At 65.9% G+C, this 14845-nt stretch carries 14 protein-coding genes; 5 read left to right on the forward strand and 9 right to left on the reverse strand.

Annotated features, from left to right (window positions below; translation table 11 throughout):
• Positions 1–5 precede the first annotated feature (5 nt).
• Positions 6–962, reverse strand: a complete 957-nt coding sequence (locus tag FBY28_RS15525; RefSeq protein WP_141868196.1) for a ferritin-like domain-containing protein — start codon at positions 960–962, stop codon at positions 6–8.
• 209 nt (positions 963–1171) lie between these two features.
• On the opposite strand from FBY28_RS15525, the gene FBY28_RS15530 reads away from it, so the two are divergent.
• On the forward strand, positions 1172–1735 hold the full coding sequence (locus FBY28_RS15530) for a TetR/AcrR family transcriptional regulator (RefSeq protein ID WP_141868198.1): 564 nt from the start codon (positions 1172–1174) through the stop codon (positions 1733–1735).
• Here the strand turns inward: FBY28_RS15530 and FBY28_RS15535 are convergent.
• The 3 genes from FBY28_RS15535 to FBY28_RS15545 all read right to left on the reverse strand — a co-directional run bounded on the left by FBY28_RS15535 (position 1725) and on the right by FBY28_RS15545 (position 4787).
• Positions 1725–2711 carry an Acg family FMN-binding oxidoreductase gene (locus tag FBY28_RS15535; RefSeq protein WP_174241642.1) on the reverse strand — a complete coding sequence of 329 codons (987 nt, stop codon included), beginning with the start codon at positions 2709–2711 and terminating at the stop codon, positions 1725–1727. The two genes, FBY28_RS15530 and FBY28_RS15535, sit on opposite strands and share 11 nt — an antisense overlap.
• A 211-nt stretch (positions 2712–2922) precedes the next feature.
• On the reverse strand, positions 2923–3345 hold the full coding sequence (locus FBY28_RS15540) for an STAS domain-containing protein (protein ID WP_141868199.1): 423 nt from the start codon (positions 3343–3345) through the stop codon (positions 2923–2925).
• A 221-nt stretch (positions 3346–3566) separates the two neighbouring features.
• Entirely contained in the window at positions 3567–4787 is a 1221-nt protein-coding gene (locus FBY28_RS15545) for a DNA polymerase domain-containing protein (RefSeq protein ID WP_174241643.1), read from the reverse strand.
• 55 nt (positions 4788–4842) lie between these two features.
• Here FBY28_RS15545 and fadD2 point away from each other — a divergent pair, with 55 nt between their 5' ends.
• Both fadD2 and FBY28_RS15555 read left to right on the forward strand, forming a co-directional pair.
• Complete coding sequence (gene fadD2 / locus FBY28_RS15550) at positions 4843–6519, forward strand: long-chain-fatty-acid--CoA ligase FadD2 (RefSeq protein WP_141868203.1); 1677 nt, start codon at positions 4843–4845, stop codon at positions 6517–6519.
• 117 nt (positions 6520–6636) lie between these two features.
• Positions 6637–7416, forward strand: a complete 780-nt coding sequence (locus FBY28_RS15555; RefSeq protein WP_141868205.1) for an SDR family NAD(P)-dependent oxidoreductase — start codon at positions 6637–6639, stop codon at positions 7414–7416.
• 86 nt (positions 7417–7502) lie between these two features.
• On the opposite strand, the gene FBY28_RS15560 is transcribed toward FBY28_RS15555, so the two are convergent.
• The 4 genes from FBY28_RS15560 to FBY28_RS15575 all read right to left on the reverse strand — a co-directional run bounded on the left by FBY28_RS15560 (position 7503) and on the right by FBY28_RS15575 (position 12484).
• Entirely contained in the window at positions 7503–9692 is a 2190-nt protein-coding gene (locus FBY28_RS15560; protein ID WP_141868207.1) for an acyl-CoA dehydrogenase family protein, read from the reverse strand.
• Positions 9693–9780: 88 nt separating this feature from the next.
• Complete coding sequence (locus tag FBY28_RS15565) at positions 9781–10755, reverse strand: 2-hydroxyacid dehydrogenase (RefSeq protein WP_216847723.1); 975 nt, start codon at positions 10753–10755, stop codon at positions 9781–9783.
• The gene (locus FBY28_RS15570; RefSeq protein ID WP_174241644.1) at positions 10731–11864 is read right to left on the reverse strand and encodes an alpha/beta hydrolase; all 1134 of its coding nucleotides are present in this window, start codon (positions 11862–11864) and stop codon (positions 10731–10733) included. The genes FBY28_RS15565 and FBY28_RS15570 overlap by 25 nt, the downstream gene beginning before the upstream one ends.
• Positions 11861–12484, reverse strand: a complete 624-nt coding sequence (locus tag FBY28_RS15575; RefSeq protein WP_141868209.1) for a TetR/AcrR family transcriptional regulator — start codon at positions 12482–12484, stop codon at positions 11861–11863. Before FBY28_RS15575 ends, FBY28_RS15570 begins: the two co-directional genes overlap by 4 nt.
• Positions 12485–12567: 83 nt before the next feature.
• Between FBY28_RS15575 and FBY28_RS15580 the strand changes: the two genes are divergently transcribed.
• A complete protein-coding gene (locus FBY28_RS15580; RefSeq protein ID WP_141868211.1) occupies positions 12568–13143 on the forward strand; it encodes a VOC family protein in 576 nt (191 codons plus the stop codon).
• A 78-nt stretch (positions 13144–13221) separates the two neighbouring features.
• Here FBY28_RS15580 and FBY28_RS15585 read toward each other — a convergent pair whose 3' ends face one another.
• On the reverse strand, positions 13222–13830 hold the full coding sequence (locus FBY28_RS15585) for a TetR/AcrR family transcriptional regulator (protein WP_141868213.1): 609 nt from the start codon (positions 13828–13830) through the stop codon (positions 13222–13224).
• Positions 13831–14015: 185 nt separating this feature from the next.
• On the opposite strand from FBY28_RS15585, the gene FBY28_RS15590 reads away from it, so the two are divergent.
• Entirely contained in the window at positions 14016–14801 is a 786-nt protein-coding gene (locus FBY28_RS15590; RefSeq protein WP_216847724.1) for an oxygenase MpaB family protein, read from the forward strand.
• Positions 14802–14845 lie beyond the last annotated feature (44 nt).

Consider the following 14845-nt stretch of genomic DNA (forward strand, 5'->3'; position numbering starts at 1 on the left):
GGGTGTCAGCTGATGCCGACGATCTCCTGGGCGATGGCGCTGAGCCGCGTCTGGGCGGCCGAGACGACGCGCTGCCGATTCTTGTGGAACTCCTCGTAGGCGATGATCACTCGGATGTCGGCGGCATCGGAGAGCTCCTTCACCGCGGCCACGGCGTCGTTGACGTTGAGGTCGTCGTAGCCAGCGATCGGCAACTCGTCGGCCTCCAGTACACCGGCCTCGCCACGGATCGTATGCAGCGCATCGGCGACGTCCGCGGCGCCCTCTCGGCGGCTGACCTTCTCGGCGGCCGAGAGCGCGGCATCCCGCGAAGCCGAGAGGGTCTTGACGGCGATCTCTCCGGCCTGGCTGCCGCGACTGAGTGCCTCATCGATGGTGGGCCGAGTCGCCCGGGCGGTGGCGTACACGCGCTCGAAAGCCCGGGTGGCCACGATGCCCGGCAGGTTGGCCAACTTCACCGCAGCGCCGGCCACAGCCTGAATCGGTGTGCGCCGCAAAGCCGCTGGGCCGCCCAGGGCTTCCTCGGCCAAGACCGTGGTCAACCACAGCACGGTTGCACTGTGGGCCTCGATCAGCGAGTCGGCAAGATCCTGCACCTCGCGGTTGCCCGCAGCGACGGACAGCGACTTCACGTAGCGAGCGCGGTCCACGAGCTGATGTTCCAGTGCGAGATCGCCAAGCAGCGCCTCGGCGAAGGGCTCGGCCTGTTCGGTGAGCGCTTTCACAGCGGCAGCCGCGCGGCCCAGCAGTGGGCCGAGAACATCGGGTGACCCGCCCAGTTCGCGGATGGTCGCCTCGATCAGCGCGGCACGGGTCCGTGCGTTCTCGGCGTTGGCGGACAGTTCTTCGCGCACGGCTTCGGTGCGTGCCTGAGCCGTCCGGACCTCGGCGATCTGGATTTCGGTGCTGGTCAATTCAAGGATGGTGCGCAAATTGGTGATGAGCGCGGTCTTGTCAGTCATGCGTATCCCCCTGCACGTGATTCGAATGGATGTATCCGATCGGTCGATCGGACGGTGCGGGTGAGCACCCTCGGCTATCGGCTACCCGGCTACGCCGAAGTTGACACGGTGACACGCCGGGATGTGGTCCACGTCTCGATGGAGGTCTATTACGCTTGTCATAACAGCATGTGACAGCCATTTTATGACAAACGTTATAGGAGCGAATAGTGCGAAACGATGCGCCGACCTCGCGCGACCGGTTGGTCGCCGGAGCGGCCGATCTGCTTGCGCGTCACGGTTTGGGGACGATGACCGTGCGCGAACTGGCCCGTCATGCCGACGCCCCGCTCGGGTCGACGTATCACTACTTTCCTGGCGGAAAGCCCGAACTTGCCGCGGAAGCGGTGCGCTGGGCCGACCGCGAGGCCGGCGCTGTTCTGCGGCAAGGACTTGTCGACGGTCCGATCGCCGGGTTGCGGGAGTTCGTGCAGATGTGGCGTCGCACGCTGGTCGACAGCGACTTCGGCCGGGGTTGTGCAGTGGTGGCGGTTGCGGTGCACGAGAATCCCGGAGACGCGGCGCGGGATGCCGCGGTCTTCGCGTTCAGCAATTGGACGGCCGAACTCTCTGCCGCGTTGCGTCGGTGCGGTGTCAACCGCGGCGCCGCCGCCGATCTGGCGACATTGGTGGTTGCGGCGATCGAAGGCGCCGTGGCGATGTGCCGCGCCGAGCGCAGCGTGCAACCTCTCGAGGCGGTGGCCGCCCAGTTGGAGGGTCTGCTCAGATCCTGACGTGCAGGACCTCACCGAGCGGGCGCCGCGGTGTCGGCGGCGGCACGTCGTCGAGTTCTGAGGCCAACCCGATCCTGACGACGATCTGCGGATGAGCGCGGTTCACCAGCCCACCGACGATGTCGCGGGTGGCCGGGACCTCGGTGAGGTGGCTGAGCGTGCAGGAGGACAGACCGGCCATGGTGGCGTCGAGCAGTAACGACGAGAGCCTCTCACCGCATCGCAGCATGTCCAGCCGGGTGTCCTCCGGGGCGGAGATGACCACCAGCCCAGCCTGGTCTTCGGGGATGTGCCTGCGCCGCTCCGCGTGCTGCGTCACCGGAAAGTTGCGGCCGACGTCGACCCGGTCCGCCTCGGCGGCCGACACGAGTGAGCTGTGCGGAATGCCGTCGGTAACTTCAAAAGGAGATGTCCACCAGCCGATTTCGTGGTGATATGCGCTGTCGTAGAGGCGCAGTGCCTCGGTGAGTTGGGCGGCATCGGCTACGGTGGGCCGGTCCGCGGGATCGATCACATCCACGGCTGTCGCATCGGGGTCGTACGCGGTGTCGAGTAGCAGATCGTAGGTTGCCGGGTCGGCGGGCGCTGCCATGGGCAGACGATCGGTTCGGCGGGCCAGGATCGCATCCGCCTGACGGCGCTGGAATGCGGTGACGGTATCCGCCGGTGCCAGCGTGATGGTCGCCACGTGCAGGTGGTCGCCGGGATCGGGATAGCGATGAACGGTGGTCCGGAAGCCGGCGGCCGCAGCCGCGACGCGGAAATGATCAAGGGCAGCACCGCAACTGATCACCGCCTGACGGCCACCCGTATCGGTGGCGACCAACCGGTCGGTGTCGACGAACAGCTGTACCCCGTCGGGGGTGATGACCCAGCGCCACGGCTGGCTGTTGTGATAGGAGGGTGCCCGGCACGCCAGCTGCACGGCATCTTCCACGACTCGAGCGTTGGCCGCTGTCTGTGATGTTACTGCCATGGTGATCAGTGTGCGGCGGGGGCGCCGGAGTCGGTAGGGCCGGAAGTCCCTTGCCGGATGCGGTGACTGCTCAAGATGTGAATCGGCCCCCGCCACAGACGTGGCGGGGGCCGATTCGTTGTCGGGATGGGGCCCTAGTGGGCCGGCTTGCGATGCCGACCGATCAGGGCGGTCAACCAGCGAACGTCGAGCAACATGTCGTTCCGCCTTTCTATGCGGTCTTGCGAAGGAGGGGGAGCAGGCGCCGCCGGGCGAGGGTGCCTTCGGCGAAGTGATGCAGCGCCTCCGGAACGGAGACCGTGATGGGGAATGCGTCGTCGATCATGTGCAGGACGTCGAGCACAGGTGCGCCGGCAATCAACGCCCATTCGACACCGGCCATATCGCATTCGTCATCGAGTGCGTAGAGCAGTGCAACACCGCGTGCGGACAGGAAGGTCACGTCGGTCAGGTCGAGAACGAACGGCTTCTCGGTCAGGACCAGTCGGCGCACCTGCTCGGTGAGGCTTTCGACGTTGTTGTCGTCGATCACGCCGGATACCGTCACCACCAGGGCTAGATGGCGGCACTGCGCCCGCAGTTCCGCACCGCCGCACTGGACGGCGGGGTTGCCATACCGGAATGCGATTGTCATGGACTGCCTCCCTTCGTGGATCTCTACTGACACCGAAGTTATCCGGCGACTTTAAGGTACTTGGGAGTAGTGATTGAGACTTTGCTAAGAAGATAGTCTGAGAGCAGGGTAAGGTTTCGCTGAGCAAATTGAAACCCATTGTGCTGCAACCAATTACCATGCAACGTTTCAAAAGTGCGAACCACGGGTAATGCGTACCGACCAGTAGCCGACCCGCGCGTTCAGTGCCGCCACTGCGATCCGCCGTAACCATCCCACGGCGAATAGTCGGCAATGAGTTCCTCTTGGACCGGTCGCTGCGCCTCCGGGATGTGCTGCAGATTGACCCGGACCCGGTACCAGATCGAGCTCGGTCCGCGCATTCCGTCTATCAGCACGTCGACGGGCTCGAGGAGATCCGCCGCCTCGGGATGACGCTGCCTCCACACATCCAAGGCCGCCATCGCCTCGTCGCGGGTCTTGGTTCTGGCCACCTCGATGAGCGGCATCGTCGAGGTCCGCCGGCCCGTGCCCTTGGGCGGCTTCTCGGCCGGGCCCAGCCGCTGAGCCAACTCCAGCAATCCGTCCAGGCCTCCGGGATGGTCGTTCATCGCCTCCCATGGATCACCGATCTCGGCGAAGCGCGCCGGCACCGTGGCCACCGTGAACGCCTCCGGGCGACAATCGGGCACCTCGTCCCAGTGCAACGGTGTCGAGACCCGCGCATCCGGGGTGGCTCGCACCGAGTAGGCCGAGGCCACGGTGCGGTCCTTGGCGTTCTGGTTGAAGTCGACGAACACGCGAGCGCCCCGTTCCTCCTTCCACCATCGCGCGGTGGCCAGGTCGGGCCTGCGGTTCTCGACTTCGCGGGCCAGTGCCTCGGCGGCCAGCCGCACCTGTTTGAACGGCCACTGCGGGTGAATGCGCGCATATATGTGGAAGCCACGCGATCCAGACGTCTTCGGCCAGGCTGTCAGGCCGTGGTCTTCGAGCACGGATCGGGCCACGGCGGCGACCTCGATGATCTGCGGCCACTGCACACCGGGCATCGGGTCGAGATCCACCCGCAGCTCGTCGGGATGCTCCAGGTCACCGGCACGCACCGGATGGGGATTGAGGTCGACACAGCCCAGGTTCACCGCCCAGATGAGACCGGCCGGTTCGGTGAACACCGCCTCCTTGGCCGACGTCCCGGATGCGTACTTCAGTTCGGCGACATCGATGAAGTCGGGCCGCTTCTCCGGGGCCCGCTTCTGGAAGATCGCCTCCACTGCGATGCCCTTGACGAATCGTTTGAGGATCATCGGTCGGTCGCGCACCCCGCGAAGGGCGCCGTCGGCAACGGCGATGTAGTAGTCGAACAGATCTGACTTGGTGAGTCCGAGATCGTCGAATACCACCTTGTCCGGATTGGTGACGGGCACCTGCCTGCCCGCGATCTCCACCTGCGCGCGAGCGGCCATCTCCTCATCGTAGGTTCGACCCCGCACAGCGACCGGCGTCACATAAGGTTGACAGATGTCGAACCTGAGCCCGCTGTCAAAGATCCAGGAATCGGTAGGCAAGTACATCGATCGGGGCGCCGCGGAGCTGCACTATGCCCGCAAGATGTTCCAGGCGGGTGCGCTCAAGCTGGAGCCGCCGCGCGATATCGCCGCCTTCGTCAACGATATGAAGCAGTGGGGCGAGATCGGGATGATCCCCGCCCTCAACGCCCGTCGTTACCCGAACCGCAATGCCGTGATCGACGACTTCGGGACCATGACGTTCAAGGAACTCGACGACGCGGTCAACGCCGTCGCCAACGCCTTGTTGGCCCGCGGTATCGGTGGTGGCGACGGTGTCGGCATTCTGGCCCGCAACCATCGGTGGTTCCTGGTATCGGTGTACGCCACGGCCAAGATCGGTGCCCGCATCATCCTGCTCAACAGCGAGTTCTCCGGCCCGCAGATCAAAGAGGTGTCCGAGCGCGAGGGCAGCCGAATCATCATCTACGACGATGAATACACCGCCGCGGTCGCGCAGGCCACGCCCGAACTCGGCAAGCTGCGCGCGCTCGGCGTCAACCCGGACAAGGATGAGCCCTCCGGCAGCACCGACGAGACGCTCGAAGAGCTCGTCACCAAGAACGGCGCCGCGCCGCCGCCCGCGGCCACCAAGAAGTCGTCGATCATCATTCTGACCAGCGGCACGACCGGTACCCCGAAGGGTGCGAACCGCAGCGCCCCGCCGTCGTTGGCGCCGATCGGAGGCGTGCTGTCTTCGGTGCCGTTCAAGTCGAACGAGGTCACCTCGTTGCCGGCGCCGATGTTCCACGCGCTGGGTTTCCTGCACTCGACGATCGCCATGATGCTGGGTACGACGCTGGTTCTGCGCCGTCGGTTCAAGCCGGCGACCGTGCTCGCCGATATCGAAAAGCACAAGGTCACCGCCATCGTCGTCGTCCCGGTGATGTTGTCCCGCATGCTCGATGAGCTCGAGAAGACCTCGCCCAAGCCGAATCTGTCGTCGTTGCGCATCGTGTTCGTATCCGGTTCGCAGCTCGGCGCCGAGCTGGCCACCAGGGCGATGAAGGATCTCGGGCCGGTCATCTACAACCTGTACGGTTCCACGGAGGTGGCGTTTGCGACCATCGCTGGGCCGCAGCACCTTTCGAAGAATCCGTCAACCGTCGGCCCGGTGGTGAAGGGTATGAAGGTCCGGATTCTCGACGACAACGGCAACGACGTGCCCAAGGGTGAGGTGGGGCGTATCTTCGTCGGCAACTTCTTCCCGTTCCAGGGCTACACCGGCGGCGGTGGCAAGCAGATCATCGACGGTCTGCTGTCCTCCGGCGATGTCGGATACTTCGACGACGATGATCTGCTCTACGTCAGCGGGCGCGATGACGAGATGATCGTCTCGGGCGGTGAGAACGTATTCCCGGCCGAGATCGAGGATCTGGTCAGTGGGCATCCCGAGGTGGTCGAGGCGACCGCACTCGGAGTGGAGGACAAGGAGTGGGGCCACCGGCTGCGCTGCTTCGTCGTGCGGGTCGAGGGTTCCACCGTCGACGAGGACACCATCAAGGCCTATGTGCGCGACAACCTCGCGCGCTACAAGGTCCCGCGGGAGGTGGTCTTCATCGAGGAGTTGCCGCGTAACCCCACCGGCAAGATCCTCAAGCGTGAACTGCGCGAGCTGGATATCGACTGACCTCACCTTCCCGGCGAGCGTGCGTGTCTGCTGCCCGACACGCCGCATACCGTCGCGAGTCGACGCACGCTCGCGGGGAGAGGAATACCTCGGGGCGCACGGTGGTCATACCTTCTCGTGAACATCGACCTCTCCGGTAAGACCGCACTCGTCACCGGCTCCACCCAGGGCATCGGCCTGGCCATCGCGCACGGGCTGGCAGACGCCGGAGCGCGCGTGATCATCAACGGCCGCACCCGGGCCCGCGTCGACGAGGCGGTCGCCGAAGTCGGCGGTGAGGCGGTCGGCTTCGCCGGTGATGTGGCCGACGCCGACGGGACCGCCGCGTTGGTGGCGGAATTCCCCGATGTGGACGTGCTGGTCAACAATCTCGGGATCTTCGAGGCCGTCCCGGCCCGGGAGGTGACCGACGAGCAGTGGCGCACCTACTTCGACGTCAACGTGCTCTCGGCCGTCCGACTGATACGCGCATACCTGCCGAACATGATCGAAAAGGGTTGGGGCCGCGCGCTTCAGATCGCCAGTGACTCGGCGATCGTGACACCGGCGGAGATGATCCACTACGGGGTGTCCAAGACCGCCCTGCTCGCGGTGACCCGCGGTTTCGCCAAGGACGCGGCGGGTACCGGTGTCACGGTGAACTCGGTGATCGCCGGGCCGACGCACACCGCTGGGGTGGAGGACTTCGTCTATCAGCTGGTGGACAAGGAGCTGCCCTGGGAGCAGGCGCAGCGTGAGTTCATGCGGCTGCACCGGCCGCAATCGCTGATCCAGCGGCTCATCGAGCCCGCGGAGATCGCCAACATGGTGGTGTATCTGTCCTCGCCGCTGGCCTCGGCGACCACCGGTGGTGCGCTCCGCGTCGACGGCGGCTACGTCGACGCGATCCTGCCCTAGCCGCCACCTGGTGAGCAGACGCATGTACCCCCAAAACCGGCTGGTTCCAGGGGTACACGCGTCTGCTCGCGGAGAAAAGGTGAAGATTACGGGTCGCGGGGCAGGCCCAGTAGACGCTCGGCGATGATGTTGAGCTGCACCTCGGTGGTACCGCCGTAGATCGTGGTGGCCCGGCTGAACAGCAGCCGCTCCGACCATTTACCCGGCTCCTGCTCCTTGTCGCCGATAGCGCCGTCGGTGCCGAACGAGGAGACACCGAACTCGGCATAACCCTGACCGGTCTTCATCGACAGCAGCTTGGAGATCGCGGCCGCGGGCATCGGATCGCCACCGGCGAGTGTCAACAGCGTCGAGCGCAGGTTGAGCACCTTGGCGGCGTACCCCTCGGCGATCAACTTGCCAGCATGGTTCTGCTCGATCTGGTCGAACTGGCCGTCGCGGACGAACTCGACGAACTGGTCCAGGCTGGCCAGGAACGGCGGCTCGGCACTGCCGATCGAGACACGCTCGTTGGTCAACGTGTTGCGGCTGACCTCCCAGCCGCGGTCGACCTCGCCGAGCACCATCGAATCCGGCACGAAGACATCGTCGATGAAGACGGTGTTGAACATCGCGTCACCGGTCAGCTCGCGCAGGGGCTTCACCTCGACCCCCGGCGACTTCATGTCGATCAGGAAGTAGGTGATGCCGTTATGTTTGGGCGCATCCGGGTTGGTCCGCGCCAGCAGCGCGCCCCACTGTGAGAACTGCGCGCCGGTGGTCCAGATCTTCTGACCGGTGATGCGCCAGCCGCCGTCGACCTTGGTGGCCTTGGTGGTCAGGCTGGCCAGATCCGATCCGGCGCCGGGCTCGGAGAACAGCTGGCACCAGATCATCTCGCCGCGGAAGGTCGGCGGCAGGAACTGCTGCTGTTGTTCGTCGGTCCCGTAGGCGACGATCGACGGGATGATCCAGGCCGCGATTCCCATCTGCGGACGAGCCACCCGACCGGTCGAGAACTCCTGGGCGATGATGATCTGCTCGATCGGCTGGGCGTTGCGGCCCCACGGCGCGGGCAGATGCGGTTGCACCCAGCCACCCTCGGCGATGGCGGTATTGCGCTCCTCGCGCGGAATCTCTTTGAGTGCGGCGACCTCTGCGCGGATCTCCTCGCGCAGCTTCTCGGTGTCGGGATCCAGATCGATGTCCAGCTTGCGCAGACCGCCGCCGGTTGCGGTGTCCACGACCTGCTGCGGGTAGTCGGCGGCGCGGCCGAAGCCGGCGGCCAGCACCAGTGCGCGGCGATAGTAGACGTTGGTGTCGTGCTCCCAGGTGAAACCGATACCGCCGTGGACCTGGATGCATTCCTGCGTGGTGTGCTGCACGGCCACCGGAGCGACCGTTCCGGCGACGGCGGCGGCGAACTCGTACTTGGAATCCTCGTTACCGCTGTGGAATTCGTCGATGGCGCGCGCGGCATCCCACACCGCGGCGGTGGCCCGCTCGGTCTCGGCGATCATGCCCGCGCACTTGTGCTTGATGGCCTGGAACTGCCCGATCGGGCGGCCGAACTGCTCGCGGATCTTGGCGTACTCGGTGGCGGTGTCGGTCGCCCAACGCGCCACGCCGACGCATTCGGCGGACAGCAGGGTCGAGATCAACGCCCTGGCGTGTGCGCGGGTCAGGTTCGACAGGACCCGGTCGCCGGCGACCTCGACGGCGTTGACCCGGACATGGGCCACTGGGCGCAGGGGGTCGAGGCTCTTGACCTCTTCGATCTCCAGCGCGTCGGCGTCCAGGACGACCCATTCCTCGCTGCTGTCGATCGAAACGGGCAGCACCAGAATCGCGGCCTGGGCGGCGGCGGGGACGGCCCGCACCTCGCCGCGGATGACCAGCTGCTCGCCTTGGCGGGTGGCGGTCAGGCCGGAGTCGATGGCGTAGGCGGCGATGGTGTCACCGGTAGCCAGACCGTTCAGCAGCGGGGACTCGGCGTCGTGGGCGGCGATGAGCGCACTGGCGATCGCGGACGGGACGAAGGGGCCGGGGACCGCCCCGTATCCGAACTCGGCGAGCGTGATGGCCAGTTCGAGGATGCCGAAGCCCTGGCCGTCGACCTTCTCGGACAGGTGAACTCCCTGCAGACCCTGTTCGGCGGCGGCCTTCCAGTACGGCGGCGGGTTGGAGATCGGCGTCTCCAGTGCCTCGTGCAGGACGTCGGACGGGGCCACCTTGGCCACCAGTGACCGGACCGAATCGGCCAGGTCGTTGTGTTCAGAGTTGATCGCGATGGGCACGCTTAACCTCCATGGGGGCAACTTCCCTATTAACCGGTCGGTTGGTAACCGAGGGTACCCGCGGGGTGACGGTTGTCACCGCCCGCCCCTAGTTCACCTGGTTCACCACGTTAGCGAGGGGGCGGCCGTCCCGGATCCGCCGGCAGTTGCTGAGCGCAAACTCCAGGTAGCGACGCATCGTGTCCGCGGTGTACCAGGTGACATGCGGGGTCAGCACCACGTTGTCGAGGTCGAGCAGGGGATTGTCGGCGTCGACGGGTTCGACCGAGAACACGTCGAGTCCGGCGGCAGCCAACCGTCCGTCGCGCAGTGCCTCGGCGAGCGCCTGTTCGTCGACGATCGGCCCGCGCGCTGTGTTGATCAGCACCGCATCGGGCTTCATCAGCGCCAGGGCCCGCCGGTCCAAGAGATGGTGGGTGGCCTCGGTGAGCGGCAGGTGCAACGAGACGATGTCGCTCTCGGCCAGCAGTTCCGTCAGCGGGCGCCAGCCGGGGTTCCCGTCGTCGCGGGTGCTGGTGTGCAGAACGCGGTCCGCGGGGGCGCCCATCGCGATGACGACGCGCTCGACCTGCTTGGCGATGTTGCCGTAGCCGACCAGCCCGACGGTGCAGCCGCCGACGTCGCGGACCGTCTCGCCGAGGCTGGGATCCGATGGCCAGCCCGTGCCGGCCCGGGTGGCACGGTCGAGGGCTGGTAGGCGGCGCAGTGCGGCGAGCATCAGTAGCACCGTGCCCTCGGCCACGGACGGCGCATTCGCGCCGGGCATGTTGGCGACCGCGATACCGCGGGCGGTCGCGGTCGTCACGTCGATGGTGTTCACCCCGGCGCCCAGCTTGTGCACCAGCCTGCAACGGCGTGCCAGCTCCAGGTCGGCGCCCGACAGTGGGCGCAGCACGTGCCAGATGACTTCGGCGTGCGGGAGCTCGCGATAGAAGGTCGTGTCGTCGTCCTCGGCGCACCACCGGATGTCCAGCCAATCTTGTTCCGGCGCAACCATATCGAGAACTCGCTGGCCGGGCGTGAAATGTGCGAGGACTCTCAACGCCACCGTGTCGCTATCCACTTGGAAATGGTATCGGCCTGCTCGCTGCGCGCGCCGGGGGTGGTGAAGTAGTGATCGGTGTCGATGGACACCAATCCCTTGTCGGTCGAGCCGAGGGCGTCATGGATTCTGCGCGCGTCGGACGGGAAGACGCCGGTGTCCTGGTGGGCGTTGATCACCAGTGCCGGGCAGTCGATCAGCGCCAGATGGGGTTCGGCGCGGGTCTGCGCATGCCGCAGGCTCCACATGCCGATCCAGTTGCGCAGCGTGCATGCCGCGGCGATCCCGCGTGCGGATCGGTTGGCCTTGACCGGTGGCCCGGCGTAACAGAGATTCGGCCGCCGGTTGGTCGGTTCCAGCGTCGGGTCGACCATGCGCGGATCGGCCCAGGTGCGCATGACGGTGAACGGCCGGTCCGAGAACCCGGCGTTCTGCACACGGTTCAGTTCGGCTTCCACCCAGTCCGTGATGGCCTCGTTACGGGCCACTTGGGCGGCGCGGTACCGGGTCACGAAGTCCGGCGAGTAGGGCGGGCCGTTGCGTTCATCGAACATGTCGAGCTCGGGATCGCTGGTGACGGCGTCGTTTTCGTCGATCACCGAGGCGTCCATCCAGGAAGTCAGCACCTCCGGACGGCCAGGATGCGCCGCACTTGCGACGTATCCGTCGGCCGCGGGCAGATCAGCCAGACCCGCGGCCGGACGCATGCCGTCCAGCGGAGTGACATGCTGGTGCCGCGCCTGGGCCTGGTATGCCGCCATCAAGGACCCACCACCGGAATTGCCGAGCAGCACCACGGTTTCGATGTTCTGGACCTCACGCAACCAGCGCACGCCGACCCCGATGTCGACCAGCGCATGATCGAGTAGGAAGCTGCTCTCGAAACCGCGGAAGCGGGTGTTCCAGCCCAGGAACCCGATACCGCGCGTGGCCAGATAATCCGCGAGATAGTGCTCGGAGAAGTCGATTTGATAGTGCGTGGCGATGACTGCGATCTGCGGCTTGCGGCCGACCCCACGGTGATACAGACCCTGACACGGGTGCCCGCCTGCGCCGGCCCGCCGAGCGGTGGGGGAGTCCATCGCGACGAACTCGCGGATCACCCCGGGTGTCGCGCCCTTGGTTGTCATGGCCGGGGTGTCCCCTCGTGATAGATGGTCCGGTGGAAGATGGCGGCGAGGGTGGTGATGCATTTGTCGTCATCGGCTGTCTGGGCGCCCGTGCCCGACAGTTGGGCGTAGCAGAACTGGTGGAGCATGGAGACCAGTGCCACTGCGATCAGTTGGGGGTCGTCACCGGCGCAGAACCCGCGCTGCTGTGCCTTCTCGACCATGTTCGTGATCAACGTGATGGGTAGTTCACAGATCTCGGACCAGTACTGCGCGAAATCATCGCTGACCATCGCCAGCTGGGACACGGCGATGATCTCGGCGAGGCGGTGCCGGTAGGTGTGCCAGTGCGCTGCCGCCGCGGCGTGGGCGCGGGCAGCATCGTCCAGGCCGGGTTCGGCCGCCGCGCGGGCACGCTCGCGCGCTTCGTCGCGGAAGCGGACGGCCCACTCTCGGACCATCGCCTCCTTGGAGTCGTAGTAGTTGTAGAACGACGCGGTCGACCGGCCGGCCTCTGCGGTGATATCGGCGATGGTGGTCGCCAGAATTCCCTTGCGTGCCACGACTGTTCGTGCGGCGGCGTCGATGGCTGCCTGTGTCTGGCGGCCACGCACGGTGGGCAGCTCGACCCGAGCGGTCACATCCCTACCTTCCCGATTCGTTGATCAGATCTGAATCTGATGTTAGATTCAGATCTGGATCTGCGCCAGACCTGGAGGTCGTGATGATCAAGCCCGACAATCCGAATTCCGAGTTCGCCCTCGGTGGCATCAACCATGTCGCCCTTGTCTGTTCGGACATGCAGCGCACCGTGGACTTCTACTCCGGTGTCCTCGGGATGCCGCTGATCAAATCGCTGGATCTGCCCGGCAGGATGGGGCAGCACTTCTTCTTCGATGCAGGCAATGGCGACTGCGTGGCGTTCTTCTGGTTCACCGATGCTCCCGACGGCGTCCCCGGTGTGTCCGCCCCCATCGCGCTCCCGGGGCTCGGTGAGATCACCAGCGCGGTGTCCACCATGAATCACCTGGCGTTCCATGTGCCCGCGGAAAAGTTCGACGACTACCGGGAGAAGCTCAAGGCCAAGGGTGTCCGGGTCGGACCGGTGCTCAATCATGACGACAGTGAGTGGCAGGCCTCCAAAACCCTGCACCCGGGTGTCTACGTCCGGTCGTTCTATTTTCAGGATCCCGATGGCATCACCCTGGAGTTTGCCTGTTGGATCAAGGAATTCACCGATACCGATGCGACGACGGTGCCGAAGACCGCGGCGGACCGCCGACCGCGAGCGGTCGTTTAGATACCGCCGCGAGCGGTCGTATAGATACCGCCGCGAGCGGTCGTTTAGATACCGCCGCGAGCGGTCGTGTGAGCCGTTCTAACTCTGGCGCGGGTCGGGGAAGCTGTTCAGCATCCCGGTGAGCAGATCGATCAGTTCGGCGCTCGTGAGGTCGATGGCCCCGCTGAGCCAGCCGCTGATCGTCTGGCTGACGCCGCCGACGACGAAATGGGCTATCGCGTCGACCTGCGCGGTCCCGGCTTTCGGGAGTACTTCCCCGGCGTGCTGGGCGGCCAGCACGGCGAAGAATCCGCCCAGTTCGGTGCGTTTGCGGATGAGTACCGCGTTCGATGAAGAGGTATCGAAGAGCAGTCTGCCGACGCGGGCATCCGCCCCGATGGTCTCGACAAGGTTGGTGATACCTGCCCGGTTCTGCTCGCTGGGTGGCGCGGCCGCCACCGCGGCCTGTGTGGTCGCCGCGATGGCGCCGATCACCGAGTCGAACACCGCGGCGACGAACTGATCCTTGTCGGTGAAGGCCTCGTAGAAGTGCCGGGTGGTGACTCCGGCCCGGCTGCAGATGGCACGCACCGTGAGTTCGTCGTCTCCGCTGCCGAGCAGGTCGAGACCGGCGTCGAGGAACCGTCGCCGACGCTCGGCCAACCGCTGCGGTGCCGCGACACCGCGGTACGGCCGAACCTGGGGCATGAACCCATATTGACACCTGTCGAAACTGCGCGGCAAGATGGGCGGCAATATCGGGAAACACTCGTTCTCACCTTTGGGGGCAATCAATGGCGATCGTCGAACGAGGCATCAGTGACACCTCGCGCCAGCCGTCTGCGCCGCGTCGGCGAGGCCGGGGGGCTTCGGTCGGCGACGGATTGATGGGCGTGGCACTGCTGGCGGGTCCGGCCAACGTGATCATGCAACTCGGGCGCCCGGGCGTTGCGTACGGCGTGATGGAGAGCAAGGTGGAGAGCGGGCGCATCGATCGCCATCCGATCAAGCGGGCGCGCACCACCTTCACCTACCTGGCGGTGGCAGGCCGCGGCACCGACGACCAGAAAGCGGCGTTCCGCCGGGCCGTCAACAAGGCGCATGCCCAGGTGCACTCGACCGAGGACAGTCCCGTCCGGTACAACGCCTTCGACAAGGATCTGCAGCTGTGGGTGGCCGCGTGTCTGTACAAGGGATCGGTCGACGTACGGCGGATCTTCATCGGTGAGGTCGACGACGAGACGGCCGACCAGCACTACCGCGATGGCATGGCCCTCGGCACGACCCTGCAGGTGACACCGGAGATGTGGCCCGCCGACAGAGCGGCGTTCGACGCGTACTGGGAGCAGCAGCTCGACCAGATCCACATCGACGACACCGCCCGCGAGTTCCTGTATCCGATTGCGGTCGCCCGGTTGCGCGGTCTGCGTTTGCCCGGCCCGCTGCAACGGCATGCCGAGAACCTGGCGGGCCTGATCACCACAGGATTCCTGCCGCAGCGGTTTCGTGACGAGATGCGATTGCCGTGGGACCCGCAGCGTCAGCGCCGGTTCGATCAACTGATGAGCGCGTTGCGCTTCTTCAACAACATCGCGCCGGGCCCCGTCCGGCAATTTCCCTTCAACGTCTTGCTCATGGACCTCGACCGGCGCATCCGCACGGGCCGACCGCTCGTCTGAGTAGACGCCGCCATAGTTTGCTGATCTCGTGATCGGGCCAGTGC

Origin of the sequence: Arthrobacter sp. SLBN-53 (assembly GCF_006715585.1) — a bacterium.
Lineage (GTDB): Bacteria > Actinomycetota > Actinomycetes > Mycobacteriales > Mycobacteriaceae > Mycobacterium > Mycobacterium neoaurum_A.

Excerpts from the sequence above, each read along its gene's own strand:
- FBY28_RS15585 (WP_141868213.1), bottom strand. The coding sequence starts at position 13,830 with ATGCCCCAGGTTCGGCCGTACCGCGGTGTCGCGGCACCGCAGCGGTTG.
- fadD2 (WP_141868203.1), top strand. The coding sequence starts at position 4,843 with ATGTCGAACCTGAGCCCGCTGTCAAAGATCCAGGAATCGGTAGGCAAG.
- FBY28_RS15525 (WP_141868196.1), bottom strand. The coding sequence starts at position 962 with ATGACTGACAAGACCGCGCTCATCACCAATTTGCGCACCATCCTTGAA.
- FBY28_RS15535 (WP_174241642.1), bottom strand. The coding sequence starts at position 2,711 with ATGGCAGTAACATCACAGACAGCGGCCAACGCTCGAGTCGTGGAAGAT.
- FBY28_RS15570 (WP_174241644.1), bottom strand. The coding sequence starts at position 11,864 with ATGACAACCAAGGGCGCGACACCCGGGGTGATCCGCGAGTTCGTCGCG.
- FBY28_RS15580 (WP_141868211.1), top strand. The coding sequence starts at position 12,568 with ATGATCAAGCCCGACAATCCGAATTCCGAGTTCGCCCTCGGTGGCATC.
- FBY28_RS15545 (WP_174241643.1), bottom strand. The coding sequence starts at position 4,787 with ATGGCCGCTCGCGCGCAGGTGGAGATCGCGGGCAGGCAGGTGCCCGTC.
- FBY28_RS15540 (WP_141868199.1), bottom strand. The coding sequence starts at position 3,345 with ATGACAATCGCATTCCGGTATGGCAACCCCGCCGTCCAGTGCGGCGGT.